At 53.6% G+C, this 26,752-nt stretch carries 28 protein-coding genes; 11 read left to right on the top strand and 17 right to left on the bottom strand.

Going from position 1 to position 26,752, the window contains the following annotated elements; all coding sequences use genetic code 11:
• Nucleotides 1-4: 4 nt before the first annotated feature.
• Nucleotides 5-358 (bottom strand): DNA-binding protein, encoded by a 354-nt coding sequence (locus ACX1CU_RS02135; protein WP_459402702.1) that lies wholly within the window; start codon nucleotides 356-358, stop codon nucleotides 5-7.
• Between the two features lie 181 nt (nucleotides 359-539).
• Here ACX1CU_RS02135 and ACX1CU_RS02130 point away from each other — a divergent pair, with 181 nt between their 5' ends.
• Nucleotides 540-800, top strand: a complete 261-nt coding sequence (locus tag ACX1CU_RS02130; protein ID WP_459401010.1) for a helix-turn-helix domain-containing protein — start codon at nucleotides 540-542, stop codon at nucleotides 798-800.
• A 66-nt stretch (nucleotides 801-866) separates the two neighbouring features.
• On the opposite strand, the gene mdh is transcribed toward ACX1CU_RS02130, so the two are convergent.
• Nucleotides 867-1,805, bottom strand: a complete 939-nt coding sequence (mdh, locus tag ACX1CU_RS02125) for a malate dehydrogenase (RefSeq protein ID WP_459401009.1) — start codon at nucleotides 1,803-1,805, stop codon at nucleotides 867-869.
• A 465-nt stretch (nucleotides 1,806-2,270) separates the two neighbouring features.
• On the opposite strand from mdh, the gene argR reads away from it, so the two are divergent.
• Entirely contained in the window at nucleotides 2,271-2,741 is a 471-nt protein-coding gene (gene argR / locus ACX1CU_RS02120) for a transcriptional regulator ArgR (RefSeq protein ID WP_459401008.1), read from the top strand.
• A 405-nt stretch (nucleotides 2,742-3,146) separates the two neighbouring features.
• The gene (gene yhcN / locus ACX1CU_RS02115; protein ID WP_459401007.1) at nucleotides 3,147-3,410 is read left to right on the top strand and encodes a peroxide/acid stress response protein YhcN; all 264 of its coding nucleotides are present in this window, start codon (nucleotides 3,147-3,149) and stop codon (nucleotides 3,408-3,410) included.
• 191 nt (nucleotides 3,411-3,601) lie between these two features.
• Here the strand turns inward: yhcN and mpl are convergent, their stop codons facing one another.
• The gene (gene mpl, locus ACX1CU_RS02110; protein WP_459401006.1) at nucleotides 3,602-4,981 is read right to left on the bottom strand and encodes a UDP-N-acetylmuramate:L-alanyl-gamma-D-glutamyl-meso-diaminopimelate ligase; all 1,380 of its coding nucleotides are present in this window, start codon (nucleotides 4,979-4,981) and stop codon (nucleotides 3,602-3,604) included.
• A 172-nt stretch (nucleotides 4,982-5,153) separates the two neighbouring features.
• Between mpl and fbp the strand changes: the two genes are divergently transcribed.
• Nucleotides 5,154-6,158, top strand: a complete 1,005-nt coding sequence (gene fbp, locus ACX1CU_RS02105; RefSeq protein WP_459401005.1) for a class 1 fructose-bisphosphatase — start codon at nucleotides 5,154-5,156, stop codon at nucleotides 6,156-6,158.
• Between the two features lie 91 nt (nucleotides 6,159-6,249).
• Here fbp and ACX1CU_RS02100 read toward each other — a convergent pair whose 3' ends face one another.
• Complete coding sequence (locus ACX1CU_RS02100) at nucleotides 6,250-6,837, bottom strand: tyrosine-protein phosphatase (RefSeq protein ID WP_459401004.1); 588 nt, start codon at nucleotides 6,835-6,837, stop codon at nucleotides 6,250-6,252.
• A gap of 263 nt (nucleotides 6,838-7,100) precedes the next feature.
• Between ACX1CU_RS02100 and ppa the strand changes: the two genes are divergently transcribed.
• Entirely contained in the window at nucleotides 7,101-7,628 is a 528-nt protein-coding gene (gene ppa, locus ACX1CU_RS02095) for an inorganic diphosphatase (RefSeq protein ID WP_459401003.1), read from the top strand.
• A 57-nt stretch (nucleotides 7,629-7,685) separates the two neighbouring features.
• Here the strand turns inward: ppa and ACX1CU_RS02090 are convergent, their stop codons facing one another.
• From ACX1CU_RS02090 to tamA, 3 genes are read right to left on the bottom strand one after another with little or no spacing between them, the layout of a single operon-like run.
• Nucleotides 7,686-8,027, bottom strand: coding sequence for a gamma-glutamylcyclotransferase family protein (locus ACX1CU_RS02090; RefSeq protein ID WP_459401002.1), 342 nt, complete (start codon nucleotides 8,025-8,027; stop codon nucleotides 7,686-7,688).
• 3 nt (nucleotides 8,028-8,030) lie between these two features.
• Nucleotides 8,031-11,798 (bottom strand): autotransporter assembly complex protein TamB, encoded by a 3,768-nt coding sequence (gene tamB / locus ACX1CU_RS02085; RefSeq protein WP_459401001.1) that lies wholly within the window; start codon nucleotides 11,796-11,798, stop codon nucleotides 8,031-8,033.
• The gene (gene tamA, locus ACX1CU_RS02080; protein WP_459401000.1) at nucleotides 11,795-13,531 is read right to left on the bottom strand and encodes an autotransporter assembly complex protein TamA; all 1,737 of its coding nucleotides are present in this window, start codon (nucleotides 13,529-13,531) and stop codon (nucleotides 11,795-11,797) included. Before tamA ends, tamB begins: the two co-directional genes overlap by 4 nt.
• A 225-nt stretch (nucleotides 13,532-13,756) precedes the next feature.
• Here tamA and msrA point away from each other — a divergent pair, with 225 nt between their 5' ends.
• Together msrA and paeA are read left to right on the top strand one after the other, a co-directional pair.
• Nucleotides 13,757-14,398 carry a peptide-methionine (S)-S-oxide reductase MsrA gene (gene msrA / locus ACX1CU_RS02075; protein ID WP_459400999.1) on the top strand — a complete coding sequence of 214 codons (642 nt, stop codon included), beginning with the start codon at nucleotides 13,757-13,759 and terminating at the stop codon, nucleotides 14,396-14,398.
• A 177-nt stretch (nucleotides 14,399-14,575) separates the two neighbouring features.
• Entirely contained in the window at nucleotides 14,576-15,907 is a 1,332-nt protein-coding gene (paeA, locus tag ACX1CU_RS02070; RefSeq protein WP_459400998.1) for a polyamine export protein PaeA, read from the top strand.
• Nucleotides 15,908-16,103: 196 nt separating this feature from the next.
• Here the strand turns inward: paeA and ACX1CU_RS02065 are convergent, their stop codons facing one another.
• Entirely contained in the window at nucleotides 16,104-16,310 is a 207-nt protein-coding gene (locus ACX1CU_RS02065; RefSeq protein ID WP_037404450.1) for a DUF1107 domain-containing protein, read from the bottom strand.
• A gap of 329 nt (nucleotides 16,311-16,639) precedes the next feature.
• On the opposite strand from ACX1CU_RS02065, the gene ACX1CU_RS02060 reads away from it, so the two are divergent.
• On the top strand, nucleotides 16,640-17,194 hold the full coding sequence (locus ACX1CU_RS02060) for a YtfJ family protein (protein WP_459400997.1): 555 nt from the start codon (nucleotides 16,640-16,642) through the stop codon (nucleotides 17,192-17,194).
• 39 nt (nucleotides 17,195-17,233) lie between these two features.
• On the opposite strand, the gene cysQ is transcribed toward ACX1CU_RS02060, so the two are convergent.
• Complete coding sequence (cysQ, locus tag ACX1CU_RS02055) at nucleotides 17,234-17,974, bottom strand: 3'(2'),5'-bisphosphate nucleotidase CysQ (protein ID WP_459402701.1); 741 nt, start codon at nucleotides 17,972-17,974, stop codon at nucleotides 17,234-17,236.
• A 255-nt stretch (nucleotides 17,975-18,229) separates the two neighbouring features.
• Here cysQ and ACX1CU_RS02050 point away from each other — a divergent pair, with 255 nt between their 5' ends.
• Entirely contained in the window at nucleotides 18,230-20,182 is a 1,953-nt protein-coding gene (locus tag ACX1CU_RS02050; RefSeq protein ID WP_459400996.1) for a bifunctional 2',3'-cyclic-nucleotide 2'-phosphodiesterase/3'-nucleotidase, read from the top strand.
• Nucleotides 20,183-20,226: 44 nt separating this feature from the next.
• Here ACX1CU_RS02050 and fklB read toward each other — a convergent pair whose 3' ends face one another.
• Entirely contained in the window at nucleotides 20,227-20,847 is a 621-nt protein-coding gene (fklB, locus tag ACX1CU_RS02045) for an FKBP-type peptidyl-prolyl cis-trans isomerase (protein ID WP_459400995.1), read from the bottom strand.
• 269 nt (nucleotides 20,848-21,116) lie between these two features.
• Here fklB and ACX1CU_RS02040 point away from each other — a divergent pair, with 269 nt between their 5' ends.
• Entirely contained in the window at nucleotides 21,117-21,803 is a 687-nt protein-coding gene (locus tag ACX1CU_RS02040) for an OapA family protein (protein ID WP_459400994.1), read from the top strand.
• Here ACX1CU_RS02040 and ACX1CU_RS02035 read toward each other — a convergent pair.
• From ACX1CU_RS02035 to yjfP, 6 genes are all read right to left on the bottom strand, one after another.
• Nucleotides 21,800-22,159 (bottom strand): DUF488 domain-containing protein, encoded by a 360-nt coding sequence (locus tag ACX1CU_RS02035; protein WP_459400993.1) that lies wholly within the window; start codon nucleotides 22,157-22,159, stop codon nucleotides 21,800-21,802. The genes ACX1CU_RS02040 and ACX1CU_RS02035 overlap by 4 nt on opposite strands.
• Nucleotides 22,160-22,268: 109 nt before the next feature.
• Nucleotides 22,269-22,721 carry a 50S ribosomal protein L9 gene (gene rplI, locus ACX1CU_RS02030; protein ID WP_076943051.1) on the bottom strand — a complete coding sequence of 151 codons (453 nt, stop codon included), beginning with the start codon at nucleotides 22,719-22,721 and terminating at the stop codon, nucleotides 22,269-22,271.
• Between the two features lie 39 nt (nucleotides 22,722-22,760).
• Nucleotides 22,761-22,988, bottom strand: a complete 228-nt coding sequence (gene rpsR / locus ACX1CU_RS02025) for a 30S ribosomal protein S18 (RefSeq protein WP_000135199.1) — start codon at nucleotides 22,986-22,988, stop codon at nucleotides 22,761-22,763.
• A gap of 4 nt (nucleotides 22,989-22,992) precedes the next feature.
• A complete protein-coding gene (priB, locus tag ACX1CU_RS02020) occupies nucleotides 22,993-23,310 on the bottom strand; it encodes a primosomal replication protein N (RefSeq protein ID WP_076943052.1) in 318 nt (105 codons plus the stop codon).
• A gap of 8 nt (nucleotides 23,311-23,318) precedes the next feature.
• Nucleotides 23,319-23,714 (bottom strand): 30S ribosomal protein S6, encoded by a 396-nt coding sequence (gene rpsF / locus ACX1CU_RS02015; RefSeq protein WP_037404458.1) that lies wholly within the window; start codon nucleotides 23,712-23,714, stop codon nucleotides 23,319-23,321.
• 216 nt (nucleotides 23,715-23,930) lie between these two features.
• Nucleotides 23,931-24,683: an esterase gene (yjfP, locus tag ACX1CU_RS02010; RefSeq protein ID WP_459400992.1), complete on the bottom strand. Its 753-nt coding sequence runs from the start codon at nucleotides 24,681-24,683 to the stop codon at nucleotides 23,931-23,933.
• 70 nt (nucleotides 24,684-24,753) lie between these two features.
• Here yjfP and bsmA point away from each other — a divergent pair, with 70 nt between their 5' ends.
• Complete coding sequence (gene bsmA, locus ACX1CU_RS02005; RefSeq protein WP_459402700.1) at nucleotides 24,754-25,020, top strand: biofilm peroxide resistance protein BsmA; 267 nt, start codon at nucleotides 24,754-24,756, stop codon at nucleotides 25,018-25,020.
• Nucleotides 25,021-25,024: 4 nt separating this feature from the next.
• Here the strand turns inward: bsmA and ACX1CU_RS02000 are convergent, their stop codons facing one another.
• On the bottom strand, nucleotides 25,025-26,653 hold the full coding sequence (locus ACX1CU_RS02000) for an isovaleryl-CoA dehydrogenase (RefSeq protein ID WP_459400991.1): 1,629 nt from the start codon (nucleotides 26,651-26,653) through the stop codon (nucleotides 25,025-25,027).
• Nucleotides 26,654-26,752 lie beyond the last annotated feature (99 nt).

Here is a 26,752-nt window from a genome sequence, read left to right as displayed (position 1 = left end):
CGCGTTACTTGTTCTGCTCGGCAATCCACGCCAACAGGCTTCCGACGCCTTCGCGCATCAGGAATGCCATCACCTGCGCCCGCTCGCTGTCTGACAGGTGGTAGTAATATTCAATCCAGACCGCCAAAGGATCCTGCCGTTCCACCTCATAGGCCGCCGGTTCTTCCCGCAGTACCAACAATTTCCTCACGCCAGTCGGCAGGCTGTCGATATGATACTCCAACGCCTTTCCCTGCACGCCTTTACGACGGCGGCTGACCCAGCCTTCGCGCCGAGCCATCAGATTGATTCCCTGTGTAGAAGAAGGTAATCCTGCGATGCCTGTAAGCTCCTTGGCAGCAAACCACTCGTTTTTCATAGCCATTATCTCTGGACAATAGTGTGGCAAGACAAATTTTTCAGAAACCATAAGATGTTTTTTAGAAACTTAGTGGTATTCTTGTTTCTGAATAAGCGCTTCATGTTGTTCAAACGATTAATTCTGACCTGTTAGTTATACCACTAACAGAACTTTCTCTAATCAAAAAAGGAATGTAAACATGAATTCACGGAACCCAGACTGGCATCCAGCAGACGTAATAGCGGCATTAAAGAAGAGAGGGACGACATTGGCAGCGGTTTCACGCGAGGCAGGGCTAAGCTCATCCACCCTCGCCAATGCGCTGTCACGCCCCTGGCCGAAAGGAGAATGGCTGATTGCCGACGCATTGAATGTTCATCCTGCGGAAATTTGGCCAAGCCGGTATTTTGATCCGCACACGCAGCGTCTGCTGGATCGAAAAAGTCGTATCAAATCATGAGACAAATAAAAAAGCCGCCGGACTGTTGTTCCGGCGGCTTTTGTAAAGCTAATCGAACTGGCGCTATCAGTTATTGATAAATTTTTCGCCCAGTTCGATATCTTTGTGCAGCACGTCCAGCATTTCGTTCAGCGCTTGTTGTTCGAACGCGCTCAAAGCACCGATGTCTTTACGTTCTTCAACACCGTTTTTACCTAACAGCAGTGGCTGTGCGAAGAAGCGGGCATACTTGCCATCACCTTCAACATAAGCACATTCCACCACGCCTTTCTCGCCGCTCAGCGCACGCACCAGAGACAAACCGAAGCGCGCAGCCGCCTGGCCCATAGACAGGGTTGCTGAACCGCCACCGGCTTTAGCTTCAACCACTTCGGTACCCGCATTCTGGATACGCTTGGTCAGATCAGCCACTTCCTTCGCGGTAAAGCTCACGCCAGGGATCTGCGACAGCAGTGGCAGAATGGTCACACCAGAGTGGCCACCGATGACCGGTACTTCCAGCTCTTCCGGCTTTTTGCCTTTCAGCTCAGCCACGAAGGTGTTGGAACGGATAATATCCAGCGAGGTGACGCCAAACAGTTTGTTCTTGTCGTAAACACCGGCTTTCTTCAGCACTTCTGCGGCAATCGCTACCGTGGTATTCACCGGGTTGGTGATGATACCAATGCAGGCTTTCGGGCAGGTTTTAGCCACTTGCTCGATCAGGTTACGCACGATACCGGCATTCACATTAAACAGATCTGAACGATCCATACCAGGCTTACGAGCAACACCGGCAGAAATCAGCACCACATCGGCACCGTGCAGCGCAGGAGTTGCATCTTCACCACTGAAGCCTTTAATTTTAACTGCGGTTGGGATGTGGCTTAAGTCAACGGCAACGCCTGGGGTAACAGGGGCAATGTCGTAGAGGGTGAGTTCAGAACCTGAAGGAAGCTGGGTTTTGAGTAGAAGGGCGAGGGCCTGGCCGATACCGCCAGCAGCACCGAGAACTGCAACTTTCATCCTATACTCCTTTATTATCTTAAATATAAAAGCGCCGTGAATTCTTTGGTCTCGGACCTTAATTTATTACACCTTTAAAAACAACCTATTAACAGTCGGTTTTAGAGCTGGCGCAATAAAATGGCCGATGTCGCGATCATTTTAGATTAAATAGCTTACGCATTAAGGGCATAGCGCACACTAATCGAAAATAGTGCGAGGTTCTTCACGGGCGAGTTAACCGGCGGTTACATTACACCCTTACATAACATCAGAACAACATCATTTTAATAACATTTTCTTTACCGGGGAGCTGACTCGTTTCCCACGCCCAACGGGCATATTCATGAGGTGCGGATTTTGTTAAAATCCCGGCCCTTCCTTATTTTCCGCGCATTACTCTTTTATCTTGGCACGTCAATATTGCATAAAAATTCATTTATATGCATAATAATGACATCCATTGTCAACATTCCACGGTGCAGAATGCGTAATCCCGCAAAGCAGGAAGATCTGATCAAAGCGTTCAAGGCGTTATTGAAAGAAGAAAAATTCAGTTCTCAAGGCGAGATCGTTTTAGCGCTGCAAGAAGAAGGCTTCGAGAACATTAACCAATCCAAAGTGTCTCGCATGCTGACCAAGTTCGGCGCGGTGCGCACACGCAATGCCAAAATGGAGATGGTGTATTGCCTTCCGGCGGAACTCGGTGTGCCCACCACCACCAGCCCGCTGAAGAATCTGGTGCTGGATGTCGATCACAATGATGCCATCGTGGTGATCCATACCAGCCCAGGCGCCGCACAGTTAATTGCGCGCTTGCTGGATTCCCTGGGCAAATCCGAAGGGATCCTCGGCACTATCGCCGGTGATGATACGATCTTCGTCACCCCCGCCAGCACGTTTACCGCACGCCAACTGTTTGAAGCCATTCTTACGTTGTTCGAACAAGAACTGTGATGCTATTCCGTTAACAAAATAGGGCTGACGGCCGTATTTTGTTAACGTTCTCTCGCCATAACGCTCGCACCTCGACCTACTCCCCCACGTTTAAAACTGCTTCTTTACCGACTTACAGCACATTTCAATGACATTCTCGCGTGAGCAATCAGTAGTATCTGTGATATTCCGCACTTTTAGTCAAAAGCACTTAGCCTGTTGAAATTACATAAATTTAACATCAACTGCTCATTTTATCATCGCCTTTTATTCCATTAGATTCTTAAAAATAGTGATGAACGAATAAAGTTTCACTATAAATTGTTAGCGGGCTATTAATTTTTGTAGTTACTAGATGTATACTCATTTTCGTGACGTAAATCACAGTTCATTGGAACTGATAAAAGAATACAAAGAGGATTAATCATGAAAATTAAAACCACCATTGCAGCAATCAGCCTTCTCTCTATGCTTTCTTTTGGCTCTTTTGCAGCACAATCCATTGATGCATCGCAGGCCGAAAAATTGCAATCCGTAGGTACCATCACCGTCAGCGGTGTCGGTGCAGCGCCTTCAGATATCCGTCAGGCGCTGTCTGCCAAAGCCGATGCCAAAGGGGCAACCGCGTATCGTGTGATCGAAGCACGCAACGAAGGTAACTTCCACGCCACTGCTGAAATTTACAAGTAATCACTAAGAAAACGCATTTGCTGAACTGCCCTCGTCACTGCCACTGCCGAGTTCTGAGATAAATGCCGTTTTCCTAGAAAACCTCGTCGTCCTATTCAACGAACCCTATTGCCCTCGCTCGCGAGGGCTTTTTTATCGGCGTAAAAAAGGCCGCTTTCGCGGCCATAACGTGATAGATGAGAGAAGTCTCTTCAGTAGGCTTCTTTCGGCTCGGCCTTTTTAGCCAAAGCCGCCAGCAGTTTGTCATGAATACCGCCAAATCCGCCGTTGCTCATCACCAGAATATGGTCACCTGGCTGCGCCGTTTTGACGATCATCTCCACCAGCGTCTCGAGATCGGCACTCCAATGCGCCGCTTGCACACAGGCATCAGCCACTTCGGCTACCTGCCAAGGAATGTGATGCGGCTGGAACAGGAACACTTCATCAGCGCGCCCCAACGAAGGGGCCAGATCGTTTTTGCTGATCCCCATCTTCATGGTGTTGGAACGGGGCTCCAATACCGCCAGAATACGTGCGGTGCCCCCCACTTTGCCACGCAGCGCGGCCAACGTGGCAAGAATAGCGGTAGGATGATGGGCAAAATCATCATAGACCGTCACGCCGTTGGCTTCGCCACGCAGTTCCAGGCGACGGCGAGCATTGATGAAATCACCCAACGCGCGGCAGGCATCGGCGGGTTGTACGCCGACGTGACGGGTTGCCGCAATCGCCATCAGGCCATTATGCATATTGTGTTCACCCACTAGCGCCCAGTTAACCTCACCGACCTTATCGCCATTGAGGAAAACCTCGTAATGGCTGGCATCTGGGGTCAACTTGTGCGCGCGCCAGGCCCCCTCTTCGCCGACCAATTCCTGCTCACTCCAGCATCCCATCGCCATCACCTGTTTCAGATGCGCGTCATTGTCCGGCAGAATGATTTTGCCTTTCCCCGGTACCAGGCGCACCAGGTGGTGGAACTGCTTCTGGATCGCTTTCAGATCGTCAAAAATGTCAGCATGATCGAATTCCAGATTGTTCATGATCAGCGTACGCGGGCTGTAATGCACAAACTTGGAGCGTTTGTCGAAGAAGGCACAATCGTATTCATCAGCCTCGATAACAAAGAACGGGCTGCCACCGAGACGGGCAGAAACATCGAAGTTACCGGGCACGCCACCAATCACAAAACCCGGCTGATAGCCGCAGGCTTCCAGGATCCAGGTCGCCATCCCGGCGGTGGTGGTTTTACCGTGCGTACCGGCCACCGCCAACACCCAACGATCGCGTAGCACCTGATCGTGCAACCACTGCGGACCAGAAACATAAGGAATGCCACGTTCCAACACCGCTTCCACACAAGGATTTCCACGGGTCATCGCGTTGCCGATAATCACCAGATCCGGTACAGGATCCAACTGTGCCGGATCGTAACCCTGGATCAGATCGATCCCCTGATTTTCCAGCAGCGTGCTCATCGGAGGATAAACGTTGGCATCTGAGCCGGTAACCTCATGTCCAAGCGAACGCGCCAGCATTGCCAGCCCACCCATAAAGGTGCCGCAGATCCCAAGAATATGTATGCGCATTAGGTTTCTCATTTGAGTGCATCGATTTAGTGCTTATTCTAACGCTCAGAATCGCCTAGAAGAAATGGATTTGCCTATGAATGGCGTAATGCTTTGGGCTACACTGGCTGACGATAAACGTTGGCGGTTTGTTAACAAACCGCTATCCATCCGTAGATTCAGGGATTGTGTCATGAAAACGTTAGGCGAATTTATCGTCGAGAAACAGCACGACTTCTCTCACGCCACTGGCGAGCTGACTGCACTACTTTCTGCAATTAAACTGGGCGCCAAAATCATCCACCGTGATATCAACAAGGCCGGTTTGGTTGATATTCTGGGTACCAGCGGCATTTCCAACGTCCAAGGCGAGGTTCAGATGAAACTGGACCTGTTCGCCAACGAAAAACTGAAAGCAGCACTGAAAGCACGCGGTGAAGTCGCGGGTATCGCTTCTGAAGAAGAAGACGATATCGTCATATTCGACGGCGAGCGGGCTGAAAATGGCAAGTATGTGGTGCTGATGGATCCATTGGACGGTTCGTCCAACATTGATGTCAACGTCTCAGTCGGTACGATTTTCTCGATCTATCGCCGTATCACACCGATCGGTATTCCTGTTACCGAAGAAGACTTCCTGCAGCCTGGCAGCGCTCAGGTTGCTGCCGGTTACGTAGTGTACGGCTCATCCACCATGCTGGTGTACACCACCGGTTATGGCGTACATGCCTTTACTTACGATCCGTCTCTGGGGGTGTTCTGTCTCTCTCACGAGAAAGTGCGCTACCCGGAAAAAGCCTGTATGTATTCCATCAACGAAGGTAACTACATCAAGTTCCCACTCGGGGTGAAAAAATACATCAAATACTGCCAAGAGCAGGATGAAGCGACGCAGCGCCCTTACACCTCACGCTATATCGGTTCACTGGTTGCCGACTTCCACCGTAACCTGCTGAAAGGCGGTATCTACATTTATCCAAGCACCGCCAGCCACCCGCAAGGCAAGCTGCGCCTGCTGTATGAATGCAACCCGATGGCGCTCCTGGCTGAACAGGCCGGTGGCAAAGCCAGCGACGGCAAAAGACGCATTCTGGATATCGTGCCGGAAAAACTGCACCAGCGTGCCCCGTTCTTCGTGGGGACTAAGTCGATGGTAGAACAAGCAGAGTGCTTTATCGCCGAGTTCCCAGACGAATAAGCCCTTTTCGGTTTTCCTGGCAGCGAGATAACTGCTGCCAGGATCCATTGCCTTGCCCACCAAAATCTCTGACCCTATGTATCATCCGCTGTCAGCTTGCCGGAGCGCTGAAAACACGCTGTTGTATCCGGTTAACATCAACATCGCTCAGGTAGCGCGCAATGCCGCCATAATAGCTTTCGTGATAGCCGTATTCTGGTTTTCGCAATTCAGCCAGCACATCCGCTTTAGCAGCATGTTCAAACACCAACCGATACATCGCCACAATCAGCCCGGTACGATCGCTGCCGTGCCAGCAGTGAACCAGCATCGGCTTCTGGGCAAAGCGAATTTCCCGCAGCGCACTGACCACGATGTCATCATTGATAACCGCAGCGTTCATCGGCACCCGGCGCAGTACCAGATGTGTTCCCTTCGCTTCGCTGCCATCATCATTCCACTGACGAAGGTTGAGAACCGTTTTGATGCCGCTCTGCTCCAACGCCTGCATTTGCGCGGAGTCAGGCTGGGCAGAACGGTATAAATCCGCGGAAACCTGATGGTAGTTTTGAGGCAGGCCGAGAGCCGTGGCGTTAACGACCTGGCTACACATCAAGAGGGCTGACACTGCCAGTAATTGCACGTGGTAATATAAGTTCGAATTTCTTTTCTTTCCGCTGCGCTGCAACCTATCAATCATGACCAAACTCCCTTATCGGTTCTGTGGGTGCTTAATATACCTATACTTGGCGTATTTGACAGCGGGGGACACTGTGGCGAGCGGCCTGTTAACACCATTGGCAACAGAGATAACCCCCTCATACACAGACCAAATGATGCCTTTGCGGCTTAACCGGCGAAGCGAATAGAACGCCGTTGTGTCTGAAAAATCGCAGTACTTTAACAGTGTTTTGGCTATAATTAGCCACCACTCCATTTCTGGTTTGATTAAAGGAAACCGACATGAGCTTGAATCTGGTCCCTGCTGGCAAAGACCTGCCGGAAGACATCTACGTAGTTATCGAAATCCCGGCTAACGCCGATCCGATCAAATATGAAATCGACAAAGACACCGGCGCGCTGTTCGTTGACCGTTTCATGTCCACTGCGATGTTCTATCCGTGCAACTACGGTTACATCAACCATACTCTATCCCTGGACGGTGACCCGGTTGACGTGCTGGTGCCAACGCCATATCCGCTGCAACCTGGCTCAGTGATCCGCTGCCGTCCGGTTGGCGTGCTGAAAATGACTGACGAAGCCGGTGAAGATGCGAAACTGGTTGCCGTACCGCACAGCAAGCTGACCAAAGAATACGATCACGTGAAAGACGTGAACGATCTGCCAGAACTGCTGAAAGCACAGATCACTCACTTCTTTGAGCACTACAAAGATCTGGAAAAAGGCAAATGGGTGAAAGTGGACGGCTGGGCTGATGCTGCTGCCGCTAAAGCTGAAATCGTTGCCTCTTTCGAACGCGCCAAGAAGTAATTCTTGCCCGTTCAGATGAAGAACGCCGCTCATTGAGCGGCGTTTTTTTTACTGCTTTTAGTCTAGGCGCTTCAGCCAGTCACCACACTCAATCCGCGGAAAACCCTCTACGCTGTGCTTATACAGGTAGATCCACGCACTTCCATAAGGTGTCTGAATCAGTTCGCGCTTATAGTCCCTGGTATTACTTTTCAATTCGTCCAGCTCTGCCAGAATCGATGAGTTAATACGATACACTTCGCAATGTACCGTGCCCTCTCCAGGGATTGCAGCCGGGTAATGGCCCAGATTATAAATCTGATAACCATCAAGCTCATGATCACCCAACCATTGGGCGTTAGTCATCCAATGGCTGTTCCCCTGCTTGCGTCGTAAACTGCCGTAAACAATGATTCGCATAGCTTAAAACTCAAACTGATAGAGCACATCCAGTGCTTGGTCAATGCCAGACACCGCTTCCAGATACAGCCTAGGCATCAGGCGGTATCGCAACGTCAGCGTGGCCAGCGAGTCGAATATCCCCACCCCATATTTTACTTGTAAGCCGGGGAGGACATAGCCGCTCACCACTACCTGAGAGCTGTCACCAACTCCCTCGGTATCAAGGGCCAAATTACTTACGCCAAACGCCTCGCCGATTTTACCCACAAGTTGACCACTTTGTGCAACCCCCATACCAATTAACATTGAGGTCATGGCGTTGCCATCAGCACCGGTTGCCCCCAAACCCTGGCCGCGCAACAGGTAAGACAGCGCTTCTTGCTGCGATAACGTCGGGTCAGAGAACACCTCCAGCCTTGGCGCATCGGCCATGCCGGTCACTCGCACCCCGGCGGTGACGCCATCCTGGGTGGCATCCGGGTTACGCACCGCTTCGATATTCAACAATGGCTGGTCGGGTGGGCCAGAGAACAGCAACTGGCCTTTGCGCACGATCAAATCCTGCCCGTAAGCGTGGAAGCGCCCCGATGGGATATCAATATGCCCGTTCAGCCCCAGACCATTCTGGTCCTGTATCACCCTCAGATTGCCGCGCAACACGGCTTTCAGGCCGAAGGCATCCAACCGCACGTCGTTGCCGATGCGCACCATCAGATTACTGTTGATCGGGATCCCCGCCGTAGCCGGTTTAATCGGTTCCAACCGGTTATTGAGCATCACTTCATCACGGGAGATACCTACCGCACTTTCCGGCAGTTCCTGCACCGTGATACGCGCCCAAGGAATATCAACCGAACCGTTAAGTGCGAACAGCTGCGGCGTGGCTTCAAACACCAGATCCGGTGAAACATCAATCCGCACCATTGGCGGTATCGTTACCCGTAGCTGATTACCTTTAGCCGCGATGCGCGCGCGCCAGGCATTGATATCATGCCAGTCAGCATCACCCGCCAAGTTCAGTTGCCCATGGGTAGTGCTGAGCAAACCTTCCAACGTTGAAGTCATCCCGTTGAAATTCACCGCCAGGCGGCCTTCGGTCATATCAAACGGCATCCAGTGGCCGGTGATCATCGCCTTATCCAGCGCCAAGCGGCCAAATACCAGCGGCCTCTGCGCGCTGCCACCCAACTGCAGATTGGCATTCAGCATCCCCGAGGCTTTCTCGCCCTGCGTCAGCATCGGCTTCAGTAAAGCCATGGAGATATTGGTGATGTTCACATTGCCGCTGATATTACGGCGCACCTGCGGATCGGTGATCTGAATGTTACCGTTGAACTGCCCATTGTTGACCAGCTTGATCAGCCAGTCAGCCTGCACGCGGCCATTGTTCATCCCCGCGTTGAGATTGAGCGTCTCAAACGCGATCGGCAGCGCGCTGCCCTGCATCTGCTGCACCACTTTCACGCTGTTACCCACCAGCGAGACTCGCGCCTGTGGTAACGCACCGCCCGGTTGCCAACTGACATCCGCCCGGCCGCTGAATACGCCGCTCATCGCCGTGTCTGGGCCGAGGAACGGTTTAATCATCGCCAGATCAAAACGGTTGAGCACTACGCTGGCCTGGCCACTGGCTCCGGCTTCAATGGTTCTCGGCACGCACAGCTCAGCATTGGGGTTCTGCCAACAGTGCGGCCCAACGCTGACTCTCTGCTGCGCATTCAGGTAATCCAGCGCGATGGAGCGGGTCAAACGCCATTCACCTACCGGCGTGTCGAAGCGGGTATTGTTGAGCTCGCCGCGCCAACGCTGCTGCTGACGATCGAAACTACCGCTAAGCTGAAGTTGCCCGGAAACCGGCTTACCCTCAATATTCAATTGCAGCTGGTGTTGGCGCTCGCTGCCGCGCGCATCCAGCGTCAGCAGATTGACCTGTAATGCATCCTGCTTCAGTTGTTCCACCCGCACGGTTAACTGCCCCTGGATCTGGTCAGCCGAACGCACATCGCCGTCCACTTTCACCCGGTTGATGTGCAGCGCCTGCCATTGCAGGCCAAGCGCCGTCAGATCCGCCAGCAACTGCGGTGCCTGCAAGTTGCCACGCAGCTTGAGTTGGCCTCTGACCGTTCCTCCCAACCCTGGCAAGGCACCATCCAGACGCGGTGCATCGATATTGGCATCCAGATTCCAGTTTTTCTCGTCTAGCTGGCCTTTGGCACTGAGCGTATTGCGCCCCAGCGCCAGTTCGATACCGGGAATTCGCCACTGCCCGGCCGCATTGCCACTGAGTGTGCCACGGGCCGAGACTTTGTTTTGCTTCACATTGCCATCAAGCTGCAATACCGGCACCTGAAGTTGCCAACTGCCGCCGTGCAAACTGCCACGGGTGGTGATTTTGCCCTCTAACCGTGCTGGCCACTCCGGCCATTGTTTGGCGGTGTTGATACCGCTGAGCGTCAGTTGAGAAGTCCAGCTTATTGCCTTGCTCCAGTCCACCAGCGCGGTGAGATCGGTATTGCCCTGTAGCGCCGCCACGCGCAGGCGTTCGAGCCGGAACTGTGCCAGATTGCCTTTACCATCCAGCGTGATAGCCGCCGGTGGCAGGTCCTGGCCCTGGAAATTGGCGCGCGTCGATAGCGCATAATCAGCGGCTTTGCCGTTGAGGCGCAGGCGCAGATCGTTGACCTGATACTGTGCCTCGCCGGTCAACGGCCATTTCAACCGCTTGCTTTGCAACGTCAAGGCCAACGGTAACCCGGCTTGTGCCAGTTGGGTTTGCGCATCGAGCTGCGCACTCACCGGGCCGGAGAGATTCAGCGCCAGTTTCAGCTCTTCACGCAGCGCACCACCGATGTTCAGCTTCACCTTTTCGCCTTTCAGCGGATCGATGTTCAGCGCACTGTTGATCGTCATTTCTACTGGCCAGTTGCCGGTCAGCGTCGCCTGGCCTTTGGCTGAAAGCGAACCCTGTGGCGATTTCACGACAAAACTGTCGAGCTGAATGTGCTGATCCTGAGTACTGAGTTGCAGCAACAGGCTAGTGATCGATACGTCGTTATCGCCGGTCAAACGCAGCTGTTCACCGCTGATTTGTTGGACGGTGATATCAAGCGGCAGGTGGATTTCCGGCAAATCCGGCAACAGCGGCTTGCTGAACAACGCTTGCAGCGTTTCAGCCAGCGGTTTTTCTGCGGCCGTTGCTTCCGCCTTCTTCGCTACCTCGTCAGCGGTAAGTACCGGCGTTTTTGGCAAAGCGATCAACAAAGCGCGGATTGAGGTGGGTTGCAACGTTAATGCACGCTGCTGCCACTGAGCACCAGTGCGGAACTCCCCGAGCGAAATAGCGGTATCGTCCACGCTGACCTTGACGTTATTCAACGCCAACAGACGTAACGCGATCGGGTACGGCGTGCTGAGGTTGGTGAGCGGCTCACTGGTTTCCGTCACCGGAGCAGATGGCGGCATTTCGGCGGTTTTCACCACCACATCCACATCTTGCGCAGTCAACGCATTGATACACAATGAGCTGTGTTTCAGGCAGGAGAGATCGAGCGACAGATGGAACTGCCCGGCGTTAACCGCGACCCCTGGCATCTGGTATTTCACGCCTTTCAGCGTCAAATCACGCCAGCCACCGCTGACGGCGGCAATTTCCAGCCGCGGAACCCAACGTACTGCGCCGTTGATCACCATATGCAAGCCAGTAGTGGTACCCAGCAAAAACGCCAGCGTTCCCAGCAGCAGAAGCAACAGGATCAGGAACCCCAGACAAATCTTTTTCACCAGACTCATAGTTCAGGCCCCAAGCCGATATAAAACTGTACGCCGTGGGTTTCTTGATCCCCAATCGGTGCAGCGATATCCAATTTCACCGGCCCAACCGGTGACTGCCAGCGCACGCCAACGCCCGCACCGGTTTTAATATCCCGCTGTCTGATATCATTCACCGCTTCCCCCGAGTCAACAAACATCGCACCCCACCAGCGGCCGGTCACGTTGTATTGATATTCCAACGAACCGGTCAGCATTTTAGAGGCGCCGGTCAGTTTGCCACTGTCATCACGCGGAGAAACACCCTGGAATTTGTAACCACGAATACTGCGATCGCCACCGGCGAAGAAACGCAGATCCGGCGGTATTCTGTCGAAGTTGTTGGTTTCAATCCATCCCACCTGAGCACGGGTCACAAAACGGTGTTTTTCTGCCAAGGTGCGGATCCAGACGTTTTGTGCCTGCAACAGCGCAAAATCGACGTCAGAGCCCCAAGTGGTGTCTGAAACATCTATCGAATAACGTTGGCTGTCCCCCCAGACCGGCATCAGGCCACCGCGCACGCGCGTGCGGTTAATGGTGGCACCGGGATAAAGCAGCATGGTGGTGTCGGTGACCAAGCCTTGGGTAAAGTGGTCCAAACGCCAGCTCATCGTTAACGCTCGCTGCCAGCCGCTGGAGAGATCCCAGTTACGTGAAACCACCATTTTGGTACTGTCAGATTTGGTATCATTCAGATCGGTACGCTTGAAACCGCCTTGCAGCAGGTAATACTGCTCAAGAGGGCTTCTCAGCAAGGGAATGCGATAGGTCAAATCCAGCTGTTGCTCCGGTGCCGAAATACTGGCACTGGTGGTCAGGCTCTGGCCGCGCTCGTTCAGCCAGGGCTTGCGCCAGGTCCCTCTCACTCGCGGGCCGATGTCGGTAGAGAAACCGCCGCCCAACTCCATAATATTGCTGTTGCGTGGCGTGACCAGCGCATCTAGCGGCAAAATCTTGTTCTCTTTGGCATCGTGAAAATCAGGAGACACCACCACCGAGTTAAACCAGTTAGTGGCAGATAAACGACGGTTCAGCTCAGCCAGATCGCTCGAGTCGTAATAGTCTCCCTGATGAAAGGGCACCAGATTTTGCAGATAGTCTTCGCGGATTTGCGATCCCTGGAACTTCACCTTGCCAAAGCGGTAACGATCGCCACTGTCAAAGTCGATGTCCCAAAATGCCTTATGCAGTTCCTGCGCAACACCAAGCTGGCTCTTGGCCATGTTGGCATCGAAGTAGCCTTTACGCAGCGCCAGCCCGGTCAGTGAGTTCTTAAAGCTGTCGTATTCACCGTGGTTAAGGATTTCACCCAGGGTCGGGCGGCTGGTTTTGACCAGCGTGAGGTAGTCTTCATCAGTTCGCGCGCCGCCTTCCAGGTTGATATTCGCTCCAGCAATCCGCACCGGCTCACCGGGGTTGACCTTGGCGTACAGCACCGGGCGCGAAAGCGTCGGGCGATCGTCCAGCGTAAACTCAATCGTCGGCTCATAGTATCCCAACGGTCGTAAGCCCTGACGAATAGCAGCGTCCACCCGTGCGCGAAAACGCCCTTCAGCGCTCACCTCTTCCGGCGTGATCCCCGAAAGCCGCACGCGAACGTTTCTATCCAAATCCCCACTCAGGCCTTGAACCTGTAGCCGCAGATTCGCCGCAAGCACCGATGGCGCAGCGAACAGCGCACATAAAACGCAAAGGACCGGGTATCGTGGCACACGTTCTCCTTAGTTTATTTTATTTCCTGCCAATACCTTTGCTCTGGAGCCCGGCATCTTCTGTTACCGAAAACAAGACGCATTCTTGGCTTTTTGCGCTCAAAATACTGCGTTAAGCTTATACATAAACACAACATAAGACTTATTGTGGGCAAAGAAGTTGCCAGTTACAACTGACACACGCCTCTATTAGGTCAATTCTTACTGCAACTACAGGAGTAAACCGTGGTGCAATTCCTTGATAAGTCTCAAACTATCGATCAGGCCAATGCGTTACCTGGCCGTACCACGCCCATGCCGGTGGCAACCCTCAACGAGGTGACCGGCCACTCCATGACGGCAGTGCCTGAAGGGATGGAAATCGCGATCTTCGGCATGGGTTGCTTCTGGGGTGTCGAACGCCTGTACTGGCAACAAGCGGGGGTTTACAGCACCGCAGCCGGTTACAGCGGTGGGTACACGCCAAACCCAACCTATCGCGAGGTGTGCAGCGGCCAGACCGGCCATGCCGAAGTGGTGCGCGTGGTGTTTGATCCGCAAGTTACCAGCTATAAACATCTGCTACAGATATTCTGGGAAAACCACGATCCCGCGCAGGGGATGCGTCAGGGCGGAGATATCGGTACACAGTATCGTTCTGCTATCTACTTTTTATCGCCCGAGCAGCAGGCAGAAGCGCAACACAGCCTGCAACGCTTCCAGCAGGCGATGAATGAAGCGAATGATAAACGCACCATCACCACCGAAATCGCTGCCGCGCGGCCATTTTATTACGCCGAGGACGAGCACCAGCAGTATCTGCACAAGAACCCTGGTGGCTATTGCGGCCTGGGCGGGATCGGAGTCTGTCTGCCGCCGCAGGGTTAACCCGTTGACCAGCGGTAAATTTTTAACCGCTGGCGGCCCTCACAGGGCTACTGCTATACTATGCAGGCTGCGTTTGCAGCCTGATAGCTTCCCTTCTGGTTGTTATCATTACTTTTTTCACAATATATACCCCCTCCGAAAGAGCGCCGCCATCCCGTCGGCACGAATGGATAGACTATGTTAAACAGTATTTTACTGATTCTTTTTCTGATTGCGGTGAGCGCATTTTTCTCGCTTTCGGAAATTTCTCTGGCCGCGTCACGCAAGATCAAACTGAAACTGATGGCTGACGAAGGTAACGTCAATGCCGCCAGAGTGCTTAAACTGCAAGAAACGCCGGGCCTGTTCTTTACCGTGGTACAAATCGGCCTTAACGCCGTGGCCATCCTGGGCGGTATCGTCGGTGATGCGGCTTTCTCCCCCTCTTTTAAAGTGTTATTCGATCGTTTCCTGTCACCTGAACTGTCGGAGCAAATCAGCTTCATGTGTTCGTTTGTGCTGGTGACCAGTATGTTCATTCTGTTCGCGGATTTAACCCCGAAGCGCATCGGTATGATTGCACCAGAGACGGTTGCCGTCCGGATCATCAACCCGATGCGTTTCTCGATCACGATCTGCCGGCCACTGGTGTGGTTCTTTAACGGCATGGCCAACCTGATCTTCCGCCTGTTCAAACTGCCGATGGTGCGTAAAGACGACATTACCTCCGACGATATTTATGCGGTGGTAGAAGCCGGTGCGCTGGCCGGGGTGTTGCGCAAACAGGAACATGAGCTGATTGAAAACGTGTTCGAACTGGAATCACGCACGGTGCCTTCGTCGATGACCTCCCGTGAAAGCGTGATCTACTTCGATCTGCGCGAAAGCGAAGACAGTATCAAAGAGAAGATTTCCACCCATCCGCACTCCAAATTCCTGGTTTGCGACGGCAACATCGATCAGGTGGTCGGCTATGTTGACTCCAAAGACTTGCTGAACCGCGTGCTGGGCAACCAGAGCCTGGTGCTGAGCAGCGGCGTGCAGATCCGCTCGGCGTTGATCGTGCCCGATACGTTAACCCTGTCAGAAGCGCTGGAAAGCTTTAAAACTGCGGGTGAAGACTTTGCGGTGATCCTCAACGAATACGCGCTGGTGGTCGGGATCATTACCCTGAATGATGTGATGACCACGCTGATGGGCGATCTGGTGGGCCAAGGGCAGGAAGAACAGATTGTGGCGCGTGACGAAAGCTCCTGGCTGATTGAAGGCGGTACGCCGATTGAAGATGTGATGCGCGTGCTGCACATTGATGAGTTCCCGCAGGCCGGTAACTATGAAACCATCGGCGGGTTTATGATGTATATGCTGCGTAAAATCCCGAAACGTACCGATTTCGTCAAGTATGCTGGCTACAAGTTTGAAGTAGTGGATATTGATAGCTACAAGATTGACCAGTTGCTGGTTACGCGCCTGAGCGACAAACCGACCAGCCTGTTGCCAAAAACCCCGGATGAATCCCTTCAGGCATAAACGCCTAGCTCCAGAAACATCAGCGGCCCCGTTTGGGGCCGCAATTGTTTACAGATTCAACTCCCCTATACCCTATGGATTTCAAGTTGCAGCTAGGCGACAAACTCGTGAGCCACCAGAAGCTCACTCCGTTAAGTGACTGGGTGAACGAGTGCAGTCAACAACGCTGCGGCTTGAAAGACGACGGGTATAGCAATCAACCCATTTCGGCTTGCAACAGCAACACCTGCCGGTTGACCTCTGACATCACGCTGAAGTGGCGTTTGTCACGCACCTTCGGTATCAGGATTTTGCCTTTATCGAATTCGAATGCCCCTACATCTTTGATGTACAGCCGCCCTCGGAACAGGGTTTTTACATACTTCGCCACCGTCAGTGGATTATAACGCTGGAAGATTCTCATTGTTTTACTCTCCTCCCGTTGGAGCAATACGTTCAGCGGGCCGCCAAAGCGGCAGCCTCGAAATTCGGAACGCGACTTGATTGCTATCTAATAGACTGAGTAAAGACTACTTCGTTCAACTCTGCCTGGTTTTCTACACTGGCTTTACACTTTTTGACAGAATTGTATAGAATGATTTTTTAATTTATCAGTATAACCCTTCAAAAACCGCATGATTACAACCAGAAGGGAAAACTGCGATCCGGCTAACAGGACAGACCTCTGATGACCACCTATGCTTTAGGCACCTGCGTATCATTTAATAATAATTTCCCCTTTCAGGAGAATGCATGAAAAAGAGTAGCCTGCTGATGATAGCGCTGCTGTTGGCCCCAATGCTGGCCTCGGCACACAATTTCCAACTCCAACAGCGCGTCGCCCCTATCGGCGTCAGCGACAAAGGAGAGTTGGATTACGATAATGATAAGTTTAGCTATAAAAGCTGGAATAGCGCGCAGCTGAGCGGAAAAGTGCGTGTCGTCCAGCATATTGCTGGCCGTACCTCCGCCAAGGATCTGAACGATCCGCTGATTGAAGCTATTAAGGCAGCGAAACTGCCGCACGATCGTTACCAGACCACCACGATCGTCAATACCGACGATGCCATCATCGGCACCGCCATGTTTGTGCGCAACAGCATTGAAGACAGCAAGAAAACCTTCCCTTGGTCGCAGTTCATTGTCGACAGCAATGGCATCGTCAAAAAAGCCTGGGATCTGCAGCCGAAGGGTTCTGCGATAGTGGTACTGGACCAAGAAGGTAAGATCCAGTTTGCCAAAGATGGCGCATTAACGCCGCAAGAAGTGCAACAGGTGATGGCGCTGCTGCATCAGTTGCTGAAATAGCGAATAGGTAACCCCGCCATGTTCGTTGGCGGGGCTTTTCTAAAATAGCGAAACCCGAAAACCGGGGTTGAGAAAAGATTCACGCGGAGTATATAGCAGTGGCTTACCCTGCCAGTCGTGGATTTTCGCCCCGGCGGCCACCGCGACCGCATGCCCTGCGGCAGTATCCCAGATATTGGTTGGCCCGAAGCGTGGATAAAGCTGCGCTTTCCCCTCTGCCACCAGACAGAACTTCAATGAAGAGCCCACGCTAACCGTTTGATGTTCACCTAACTGATGTAGGTAATCCTTCAATTCATCGTCGCTATGGGAACGGCTGACCACCACCAAAGGCGGATGAGCATTGCTGACGCCGATCGCGCGGCGTTGGCCGCCCTCTTCCTTCCAGGCTTTACCGCGTTCGGCCAGATACAAAACATCGATTGCTGGCGCATAAACCACGCCCATCACCGCTTCCCCCTCTTCGATCAGGGCAATATTGACCGTGAACTCGCCGTTACGGTGTAGGAACTCTTTAGTTCCGTCGAGGGGATCAACCAGCCAGTAGCGCGTCCAATTGCGGCGCACTTCCCAGGTTGGTGGATCCTCTTCCGACAGCAGCGGTATGCCCGGCGTCAGCGCAGCCAAGCCCCGTTGGATAATATGATGCGCAGCCAGATCGGCAGCGGTAACCGGGGAATCATCTTTTTTTTGTGTAACATCAAGCGGTTGTTCACCGTTATACACCGCCATGATCGCCGCCCCCGCCTCGCGGGACAACTGGCAAATTTGCTCTAACATCATTCACCTCTGGAGCTTAGTTTCTTGGGAAATGTCCCCTTGCTACAGCTAGCAGCCTAGTTTTTTTTCCGTGGAATAGCCATCTCAACCCCTTAACTTACGGTATTTCCTCAAGTCTTGTTCATCACAACTTTGCACTTCGCCACGTTACATTCGGCAATTTTCTGCCAAACTTCACAGTTTGGTGATACACCCAATGATAATTACATATCCCTTTGCGATACCTCTCGAATATTAATGGAATGGAGACAACCAATGATAAAACGTCCACTGAGATTATCTGCCCTTGCTCTGCTGGTGTGCGCCTCAGCGCAGGCCGCAACGGTGGATCTGCGGGTGCTGGAAACCAGCGACCTGCACAGCAATATGATGGACTACGACTATTACAAGGATAAACCAACCGATAAATTCGGCCTGGTGCGCACCGCCAACCTGATCCAGCAGGCACGGCAGCAGGTCACCAACAGCGTGCTGGTGGATAACGGCGATCTGATTCAAGGCAGCCCGCTGGCCGATTACATGGCAGCAAAGGGATTAAAACCCGGCGATATTCACCCGGTTTATAAGGCCATGAATACGCTGGACTATGTGGTGGGCAATATCGGTAACCACGAGTTCAACTACGGCCTCGACTACCTGAAAAACGCCCTTGCCGGTGCCAAATTCCCCTACGTTAACGCCAACGTCATTGATGCAACAACACAAAAACCGTTGTTCACCCCTTACATTATTGTCGATACGCCGGTCAAAGACCGTGACGGCAAAGCCCATACTCTACGCATCGGCTATATCGGCTTTGTACCGCCGCAAATCTTAAGCTGGGATAAAGTGAATCTGCATGGCAAGGTTACCGTCAACGACATCACCGAAACCGCCAAACGCTATGTGCCTGAGATGCGTCAGCAAGGGGCCGATCTGGTGGTCGCCATTCCTCACTCCGGCCTTTCCAGCGAGCCGTACAAAGCGCTGGCAGAAAACTCGGTGTACTACCTCAGCCAGGTACCGGGTATCGACGCCATCATGTTTGGCCATGCCCATGCGGTATTCCCGAGCCAAGATTTCGCCAACATTCAAGGCGCAGACATTGATAAAGGCCTGCTGAACGGCGTGCCAGCGGTGATGCCGGGCCAGTGGGGTGATCACCTTGGCGTGGTGGATCTGCAACTGAACAACGACAGCGGCAGTTGGAAAGTCACTGCCGCCCAGGCAGAAGCACGGCCGATCTACGATAAAGAAAACAAAAAGTCACTGGTGGCAGAAGATGCCAGTCTAGTGAAAGTCTTAGAGCAGGATCATAAGGCAACGCGCGAGTTTGTCAGTAAGCCGATCGGCAAATCCGACGGCAATATGTACAGCTATCTGGCGTTAGTACAGGATGATCCGACGGTACAGATCGTCAATAATGCGCAAAAAGCCTACGTCGAACACTACATTCAAGGTGACCCGGATCTGGCGGATCTGCCGGTGCTTTCCGCCGCTGCGCCGTTTAAAGTGGGTGGCCGCAAGAACGATCCCGCCAGCTTTGTCGAAGTGGAAAAAGGCCAGTTGACCTTCCGCAACGCCGCCGATCTTTATCTCTACCCGAATACCTTAGCGGTGGTGAAAGCCAGCGGCAAGGAGGTCAAAGAGTGGCTGGAATGTTCCGCTGGGCAATTCAATCTGATCGATATCAATAGCAGCAAGCCGCAGGCGCTGATTAACTGGGACGGTTTCCGCACCTACAATTTCGATGTCATTGACGGCGTAAACTACCAGATCGACGTCAGCCAACCCGCCCGCTACGACGGTGAGTGCGCGCTGATTAATGATAAAGCGGAACGCATCAAACAACTGACCTTCAAGGGTAAACCGATCGATCCGCAGGCAACCTTCCTGGTGGCGACCAATAACTATCGCGCCTACGGTGGCAAGTTTGCCGGCACCGGCGATCGCCATATCGCCTTTGCTTCACCGGATGAAAACCGCTCAATACTGGCAGCCTATATCAGTGCAGAAACCCAGAAGCACGGCGCGGTACACCCACAGGCGGACAATAACTGGCGTTTGGCAGCATTGCGCAGCGCGCAGCCGCTGGATATCCGCTTTGAAACCTCACCCAGTGAGAAAGCCAGCGCATTTATCAAAGAGAATGCGCAGTACCCGATGACGTCGGCAGGTAGCGACAACCTCGGCTTTGCCGTTTACAAGATTGATTTATTGCAGAAGTAAAACGAGCAGGGCGCCGTGAATGGCGCCCTGTTATCAGGCATGAATTACAGGATTTCCAGCAACTCAACCTCAAACACCAGCGCGCTGAATGGCGGGATGGATGCACCCGCACCACGCTCGCCGTAGGCCAGTTCGTGTGGAATATACAGCTGCCATTTGGAACCAACCGGCATCAGAGTCAGCGCTTCGATCCAGCCTGGGATCACGCCGCTAACTGGGAACTCTGCTGGCTGACCGCGCTCAACGGAGCTGTCAAACACGTCACCATTAATCAGGCGGCCGGTGTAATGCACACGCACGCGATCCTGGCGGGATGGGATCGGGCCATTACCCTGTTCCAACACGGAGAACTGCAGGCCAGACTCGGTTAACGTCACATCATCACGCTTGGCGTTATCTTCCAGGAACTGCTGGCCTTCAACGGCCATCGCCTGTTGGCGATCGCGACGCACCGCATCCGCACGTTCGTGGATCTCACGCAGTGCACGATGCACCACATCGACCGGAACCGCCGGGGCATTCCCTTCAAGCGCATCACTCAAGCCCGCCAGCAAAGCTTCCGGTTGTAAACCTTCAAGCCCAGATTCTTGCAACTGCTGGCCAACCTGTAAACCAATCCCGTAACTTGCTTGCGCTTCAACGCTATCAAAAGAAGGGGTTGTCATTGGGATTTTTCCTTTAGTCTCTAAAAAGTCGAAAGCGCAGCATAACAGCGCCGCCAAGCCGGGTAAAATCTTGTGTAGAGAATGATGACTTTTGTCGTAGAAAAAGAAACAATCACTTTCTGTTAACATTCAAGGTTGTCTAGCCCTTAGCAACCCTCCACTGCAAACCATTAGCGGGCTATTATATCAATCGCTTTGAAGGGTATACTGGCATTAACAGTAAACCATTTTGTACAGTGGCATTTTTACGCAGTTGAAGAGAGGTCACCATGGGCAGAATCGCGCCCAGGAGAAGGAAAACCACCCGAGTCTACCAGCCGCTGCTGCGCACCTGGCTGAATCTGAGCCAGCGGCTGAAACCCAGCACGGCACCAAAGACAGAGCTCCCGGAAACGCCAGAAGAGACGGACTTGCAGCCACCCGCGCCAAACGGCAAGGGGCAGCAGCTCAAAGCCCTGTGGCTGAAGGTGTGGCATCTGCCGGACAGTTTCCACTGGATGGAGCCACTGCCCTATTTTCACCGCCGCTGGGTGATCGTTTTTGGCACCATCCTGCTGCTCTCCTTGCTATGGCCGTATTCCGACGATAGCGCCTCACGCCAGTTCCCGGTGACTCAGCAGGAAAACAGCATACCGCTACAGGCGGAGCTGATGGGCAATAATCCGCAGCGAACGGCGGCTCAGCCTGCAAACGACAACTGGCAACGCTATCAGATCCAGGCAGGCCAAACCTTGGCGCAGCTGTTCCGCGACAACAGCCTGCCGGTGAGTGACGTGTTTGCCATGGCGCAGGTAGAAGGTAGCGACAAACCGCTCAGCAATCTCAAAGCCGGGCAGGAAGTGCGTATCGAACGTGGTGCCAACGGCGTGATTATCGCGCTGTCCGTTACGGCAACCGATAACAGCGAAGTCCTGTTCCGCCGCCAGGCCGATGGCAGCTACCGCCGTCTCCGCTAGCCGTTAATCTGCTCCAACAGAAAATCACGCAGTACAACGCCCTGGTTGTGCTGTGTGTCTTTGCTGCCATACAGCAGCGTCAAGGGTTCACCTTGCCGTAATAACGCCACCAGCGGCTGCCAGGCGTCGTTTTCCGCCAGTTGCTGACGGTAACGTTGCTCAAACTCATCCCACTGGTCGGTATGCTGGTGAAACCACTGGCGTAATGCATTATCCGGTGCCACCTGTTTCAGCCAGACCACGCCCTCCAACCTTTCTTTACTGACGCCGCGTGGCCACAGCCGGTCGATCAGGTAGCAATACTCCGGTGCCGGAGCGCTAAAATCATAAACTCGCTGTAGGTTGATTTCTGCCATTTTGCGCTTCTCCTTGCCAACAGATGGCACAGAGTAACGCGTTTTACCGGGCGCAGAAAAGCAAAACGCCAGCACGAGGCTGGCGTTTTAACTTGGCAGGCAGTCGCGATTAAGCTTCTGCAACCACCACTACATTCAGCTGTGCGAACACGTCGCTGTGTACCTGGAAGTGCACTTCGTGCTCACCAGTGGTACGCAGAACGCCGTTCGGCAGACGAACTTCGCTCTTGGCAACTTCAACGCCTGCCGCAGTCACTGCGTCAGCGATGTCGCGGGTGCCGATAGAGCCGAACAGTTTACCTTCGTCGCCTGATTTAGACGCGATGGTGACTGAACCCAGTTCGTTGATCTTGGTTGCGCGAGCTTCAGCAGCAGCCAGAACGTCAGCCAGTTTGGCTTCCAGTTCAGCACGGCGTGCTTCGAAGAACTCTACGTTTTTCTTGGTAGCAGGAACAGCTTTGCCCTGTGGTACCAGGAAGTTACGGGCATAACCCGCTTTAACGCTAACTTGATCACCCAGGCTGCCCAGGTTTGCTACTTTATCAAGCAGAATAACTTGCATTACCTTATCCTCTCAAAGTCGTTAATGGACAGTGGCCGATTACTGATGACGATCAGTGTACGGCAACAAAGACAGGTAGCGCGCGCGCTTGATAGCACGGGCCAGCTGGCGCTGATATTTTGCACGAGTACCGGTGATACGGCTCGGGACAATTTTACCACTTTCAGTGATGTAGTTTTTCAGCGTAGCGATGTCTTTATAGTCAATCTCTTGAACGCCTTCCGCTGTGAAACGGCAGAACTTGCGACGACGGAAATAACGTGCCATTTGGCTAGTCTCCAGAATCTATCAATTCAATCTGCTCGGCATGCAGGACCAATTTGTTCAGCCCGTTGCGCCCTTGATGGCAGCTAACGAAGCCTTGCACGGTAACCTGACTGCCGACCGTTAATCTTTGAGTTAAAGCTTGTGACTGTTGTCCGCTGACAACCACGGGCATTCTGCACCAGGCTTGTCTGCTAAATCCGGCCTCTACCTGCGCTGAGCGATGCTCAAGCACAAACTGGCAATGAGGTATTCCGGAAGGACTCACTTTTCGCACCGGCGTCTTGCACACTGTGCCAGACAACACCAGACGATTAGCCGTCACGGCGGCAATTACTCTTCAGAATCCCCAGCATCATCATCAGCGGTTTCGCTAGCGAAATCATCGCGGCGATCGCCACGGCGTTCGTCTTTCGCTTTAACCATTGGAGATGCTTCGGTTACCGCGTGCTTAACGCGCATAACCATGCTGCGGATAACGGCGTCGTTGAAGCGGAAGTTAGTTTCCAGCTCATCGATCGCTTCCTGCGGAGCTTCAACGTTCAGCAGAACGTAGTGAGCTTTGTGCAGTTTGTTGATCGGATAAGCCAGCTGACGGCGGCCCCAGTCTTCCAGACGGTGAATCTGACCTTGCGCGTTAGTGATGGTAGCACTGTAACGCTCGATCATGCCCGGAACCTGTTCGCTTTGGTCAGGATGGACCATAAAAACGATTTCGTAATGACGCATCGAATTGCTCCTTACGGATTATTCAGCCTCCTGTCAGGGTCAACCGCGGCCCATGGAAGCAAGGAACGTGTGTATGTGTGCGGCTGAAAAATGACGCGTAATCATACTGGCGCAGGGTGGGAAACTCAAGGACAGAGTGGGATTTATTGCAACCCACGGGCAAATAGCCGGATTTCCCCGTGGAAAAAGCCATATTGCCCCTCTTTCGGGGCGAGTTTACAGCGAGCGCTGGAAAAAGGTGACCGTGGCAGCCAGCGCACCGGGCGTAATGCGATGCCGAACGCCCGCTTCGGTAAGATAGCTTAATCGCTGGCTCAACCCGCGCAGGCGCAGTTCGCTGGCCAAACGCTCACTTTCCGCAGCCGGCACCACATCATCCGCCTCACCGTGCCAGAGCAACAGCGGCCGCCCGGCAAGGCGATCCCAATGATGGTCGACGCCATAATCTGCCAGCGGCGCGATACGTGCTGCAAAGGTGGCTTCGTCCAGCGGCTGGCCTTGATCATCCAAAGGGGGATACAGCGTCTGGGCCAGTGAAGAGAAATAGCCGGAACCCATCAGGCTGGCGGCAGCCTTGATCCAAGGATAACGTGTGAACGCGCCCAAAGTCGTCATAGCCCCCATCGAAGCACCGGCCACACCAGCACGCTGCTCGGCGATCAGCCCACGTTGTTCAAAATGCGCCTTGAGCGCGGGCAGTTCATCGACGTTGCTCTTCAGGATCTCCCAAAAATGTGCCAACCGCCGCGCTTCGTTGCCGTCAAAACGCTCGCCGTGCATCTCACAGTCCGGCAGTACCGCACGGAACCCGGCTTTTGCCAACGCATAAGCAAAATAGGCATACACTTCTTTCGAGGAGGTATAACCGTGATAGAAAAAAACTGTCGGTAACGGTTTCTCATACTGCCCCGCGGGCACCGCGTGGATCACCGCGATATTCCCTGCTCGTTCATCATGCATCTCTACCATTTATTCCCCCTTGAAATCCACTGGGTATAACCAAGAGTAAAGGGTATAACAAATGATTGCGTTACACTGAATAGCTAAAGAAGATTTTCCGAGACCTGCCATGAATCTTTCCCGCGCTGCGCCCACCGGGCAGGCGCAGGAAATTACCCGAATGCAAACCGCGGGGCTGGAAAAGATGACAACCATCAGCGCGCTGGTTCGCGGCAGCCCGATGGATGTAGAAGCCGAAGTTCAGCGTAAGGCCAATACCAGCGGCGCACGTTATTACCTGATCATCATGAACAGCGACAGCGTCGTGCCCGGCCAATGGTACTCACAGGCGATTCTTTATCATTAACTCTTTATGCCCCCATTGCCCGGTTCAGCAGCGTATCGCACACGGCATTCGGCAACAGGCTTTCCCCACGGTGCTCCAACGTTAAATGGCACCAGGCCTCAGCAACCGGCGGGCCGCTATGCTGCAACAACTGCGCTGCGCAGCATAAGTCGAACAGTTGCTGGGTCAGCAAACGCCCCATTTCTTCCCGTGGCTGGCGCATACGCTGCTGCCACTGCCGCCAGGCGCGATCGAACAGGCGATTCTGCCCACGCGCGGCGGAAAACTCATGCTGCAACACCTCCAGTGCCCCCGGCAGTTTATGTAGGCTGCGCAACACATCCAGGCACATGATATTGCCAGAACCCTCCCAAATGCTGTTCACCGGCATTTCACGATACAGCCGTGGCAACTCGTTTTCTTCGCAATAGCCGATTCCCCCCAGCACTTCCATGGCTTCGGCGATAAACGGCGCACCCTGGCGGCAGATGCTGTATTTGGCGGCTGGCGTCAGCAAGCGGCTATAAACCGCTTCACCCTCGTTGCTCCGGCTTTCCCAGGCACGCGCCAGCCGGAACAGCAACGCCGTGTGCCCCTCAAGGCGTAACGCCATGCGCGCCAACACCTGGCGCATCAACGGTTGTTCAATCAGCGTTTTGCCGAATACCTGCCGCTGTAGCGCATGATACAGCGCCACCGACAGCCCACGCCGCATCAGGCCGTGGCTGCCGAGCGCGCAGTCAAAGCGCGTCATTCCACCCATTTTGAGGATGTGCCGCACGCCGTCACCCTCATCCCCCAACAGCCAGGCAGTGGCATCCTGAAATTCCACTTCGCTGCTGGCGTTGGAACGGTTGCCCAGCTTGTCTTTCAATCGCTCCAGCCGTACCGCATTGCGGGTGCCATCCGGCAGAATGCGTGGCAAAAAGAAGCAGGACAGCCCCCCTTCCGTTTGTGCCAGCACCAGATGCGCATCACTTTGTGGTACCGAAAAGAACCATTTGTGACCCACCAGCCGATAAGCTTCACCGTTACCACGCCCGCCGAGCGGTACGGCGGTAGTGGTGTTGCTCAGAACGTCCGATCCCCCCTGTTTTTCGGTCATCCCCATGCCAATCAGCAAGCCGCGTTTTTGCGCCCCCGGCAGCAAGTGGGTGTCATAACGATCGGAGAGCAGCGGGGCTAGCCAAGGTTGAAAGGCCGACGGCAACGCGCGTTGCAACAGCGGAATGGCGCCAAAAGTCATGGTGATCGGGCAAAGCGTTCCGGCTTCAACCTGCGCATGCAGCACAAAACGCGCAGCACGGGCAACAAAAGAACCCATACGGGCATCTTCTTGCCACGGCAGATTATGTACCCGATTAGCCACCAGCCCTTGCATCAGGATGTGCCAAGCGGGGTGAAAACGCACATCGTCCAGGCGTTGCCCGGTGGCGTCATAGCGCAGCAGCTCTGGCGGATTGACATTGGCCAACCTCCCTAGCTCCAATGACTCTTGCGTGCCTAGCTGTTGGCCGAGAGAGGCCAATACCTCAAGATCCCAGTTGGCCTGCTCACGCTGCACCGCTTCACGCAATGGCGTATCGGAAAGAAAAAGGTTGCTGTTGCCCAAAGGTTTGGGCTGGTTGAAAACCGTATGCGTATTCCAGACCATTGTTTGGCTCCCTGATTAACCATCAAGGTAATTATGGTCGTTGAAGGGATTTCTGCCGGAGACGGGATCACAAGATGGAAGATTGGAGATAGAGGCGGA

The sequence above is a fragment of the Serratia sp. D1N4 genome, from assembly GCF_054552755.1.
The sequence above is the reverse complement of the archived record's forward strand: the minus strand, read 5'-3'. Positions and strand labels throughout refer to the sequence as shown.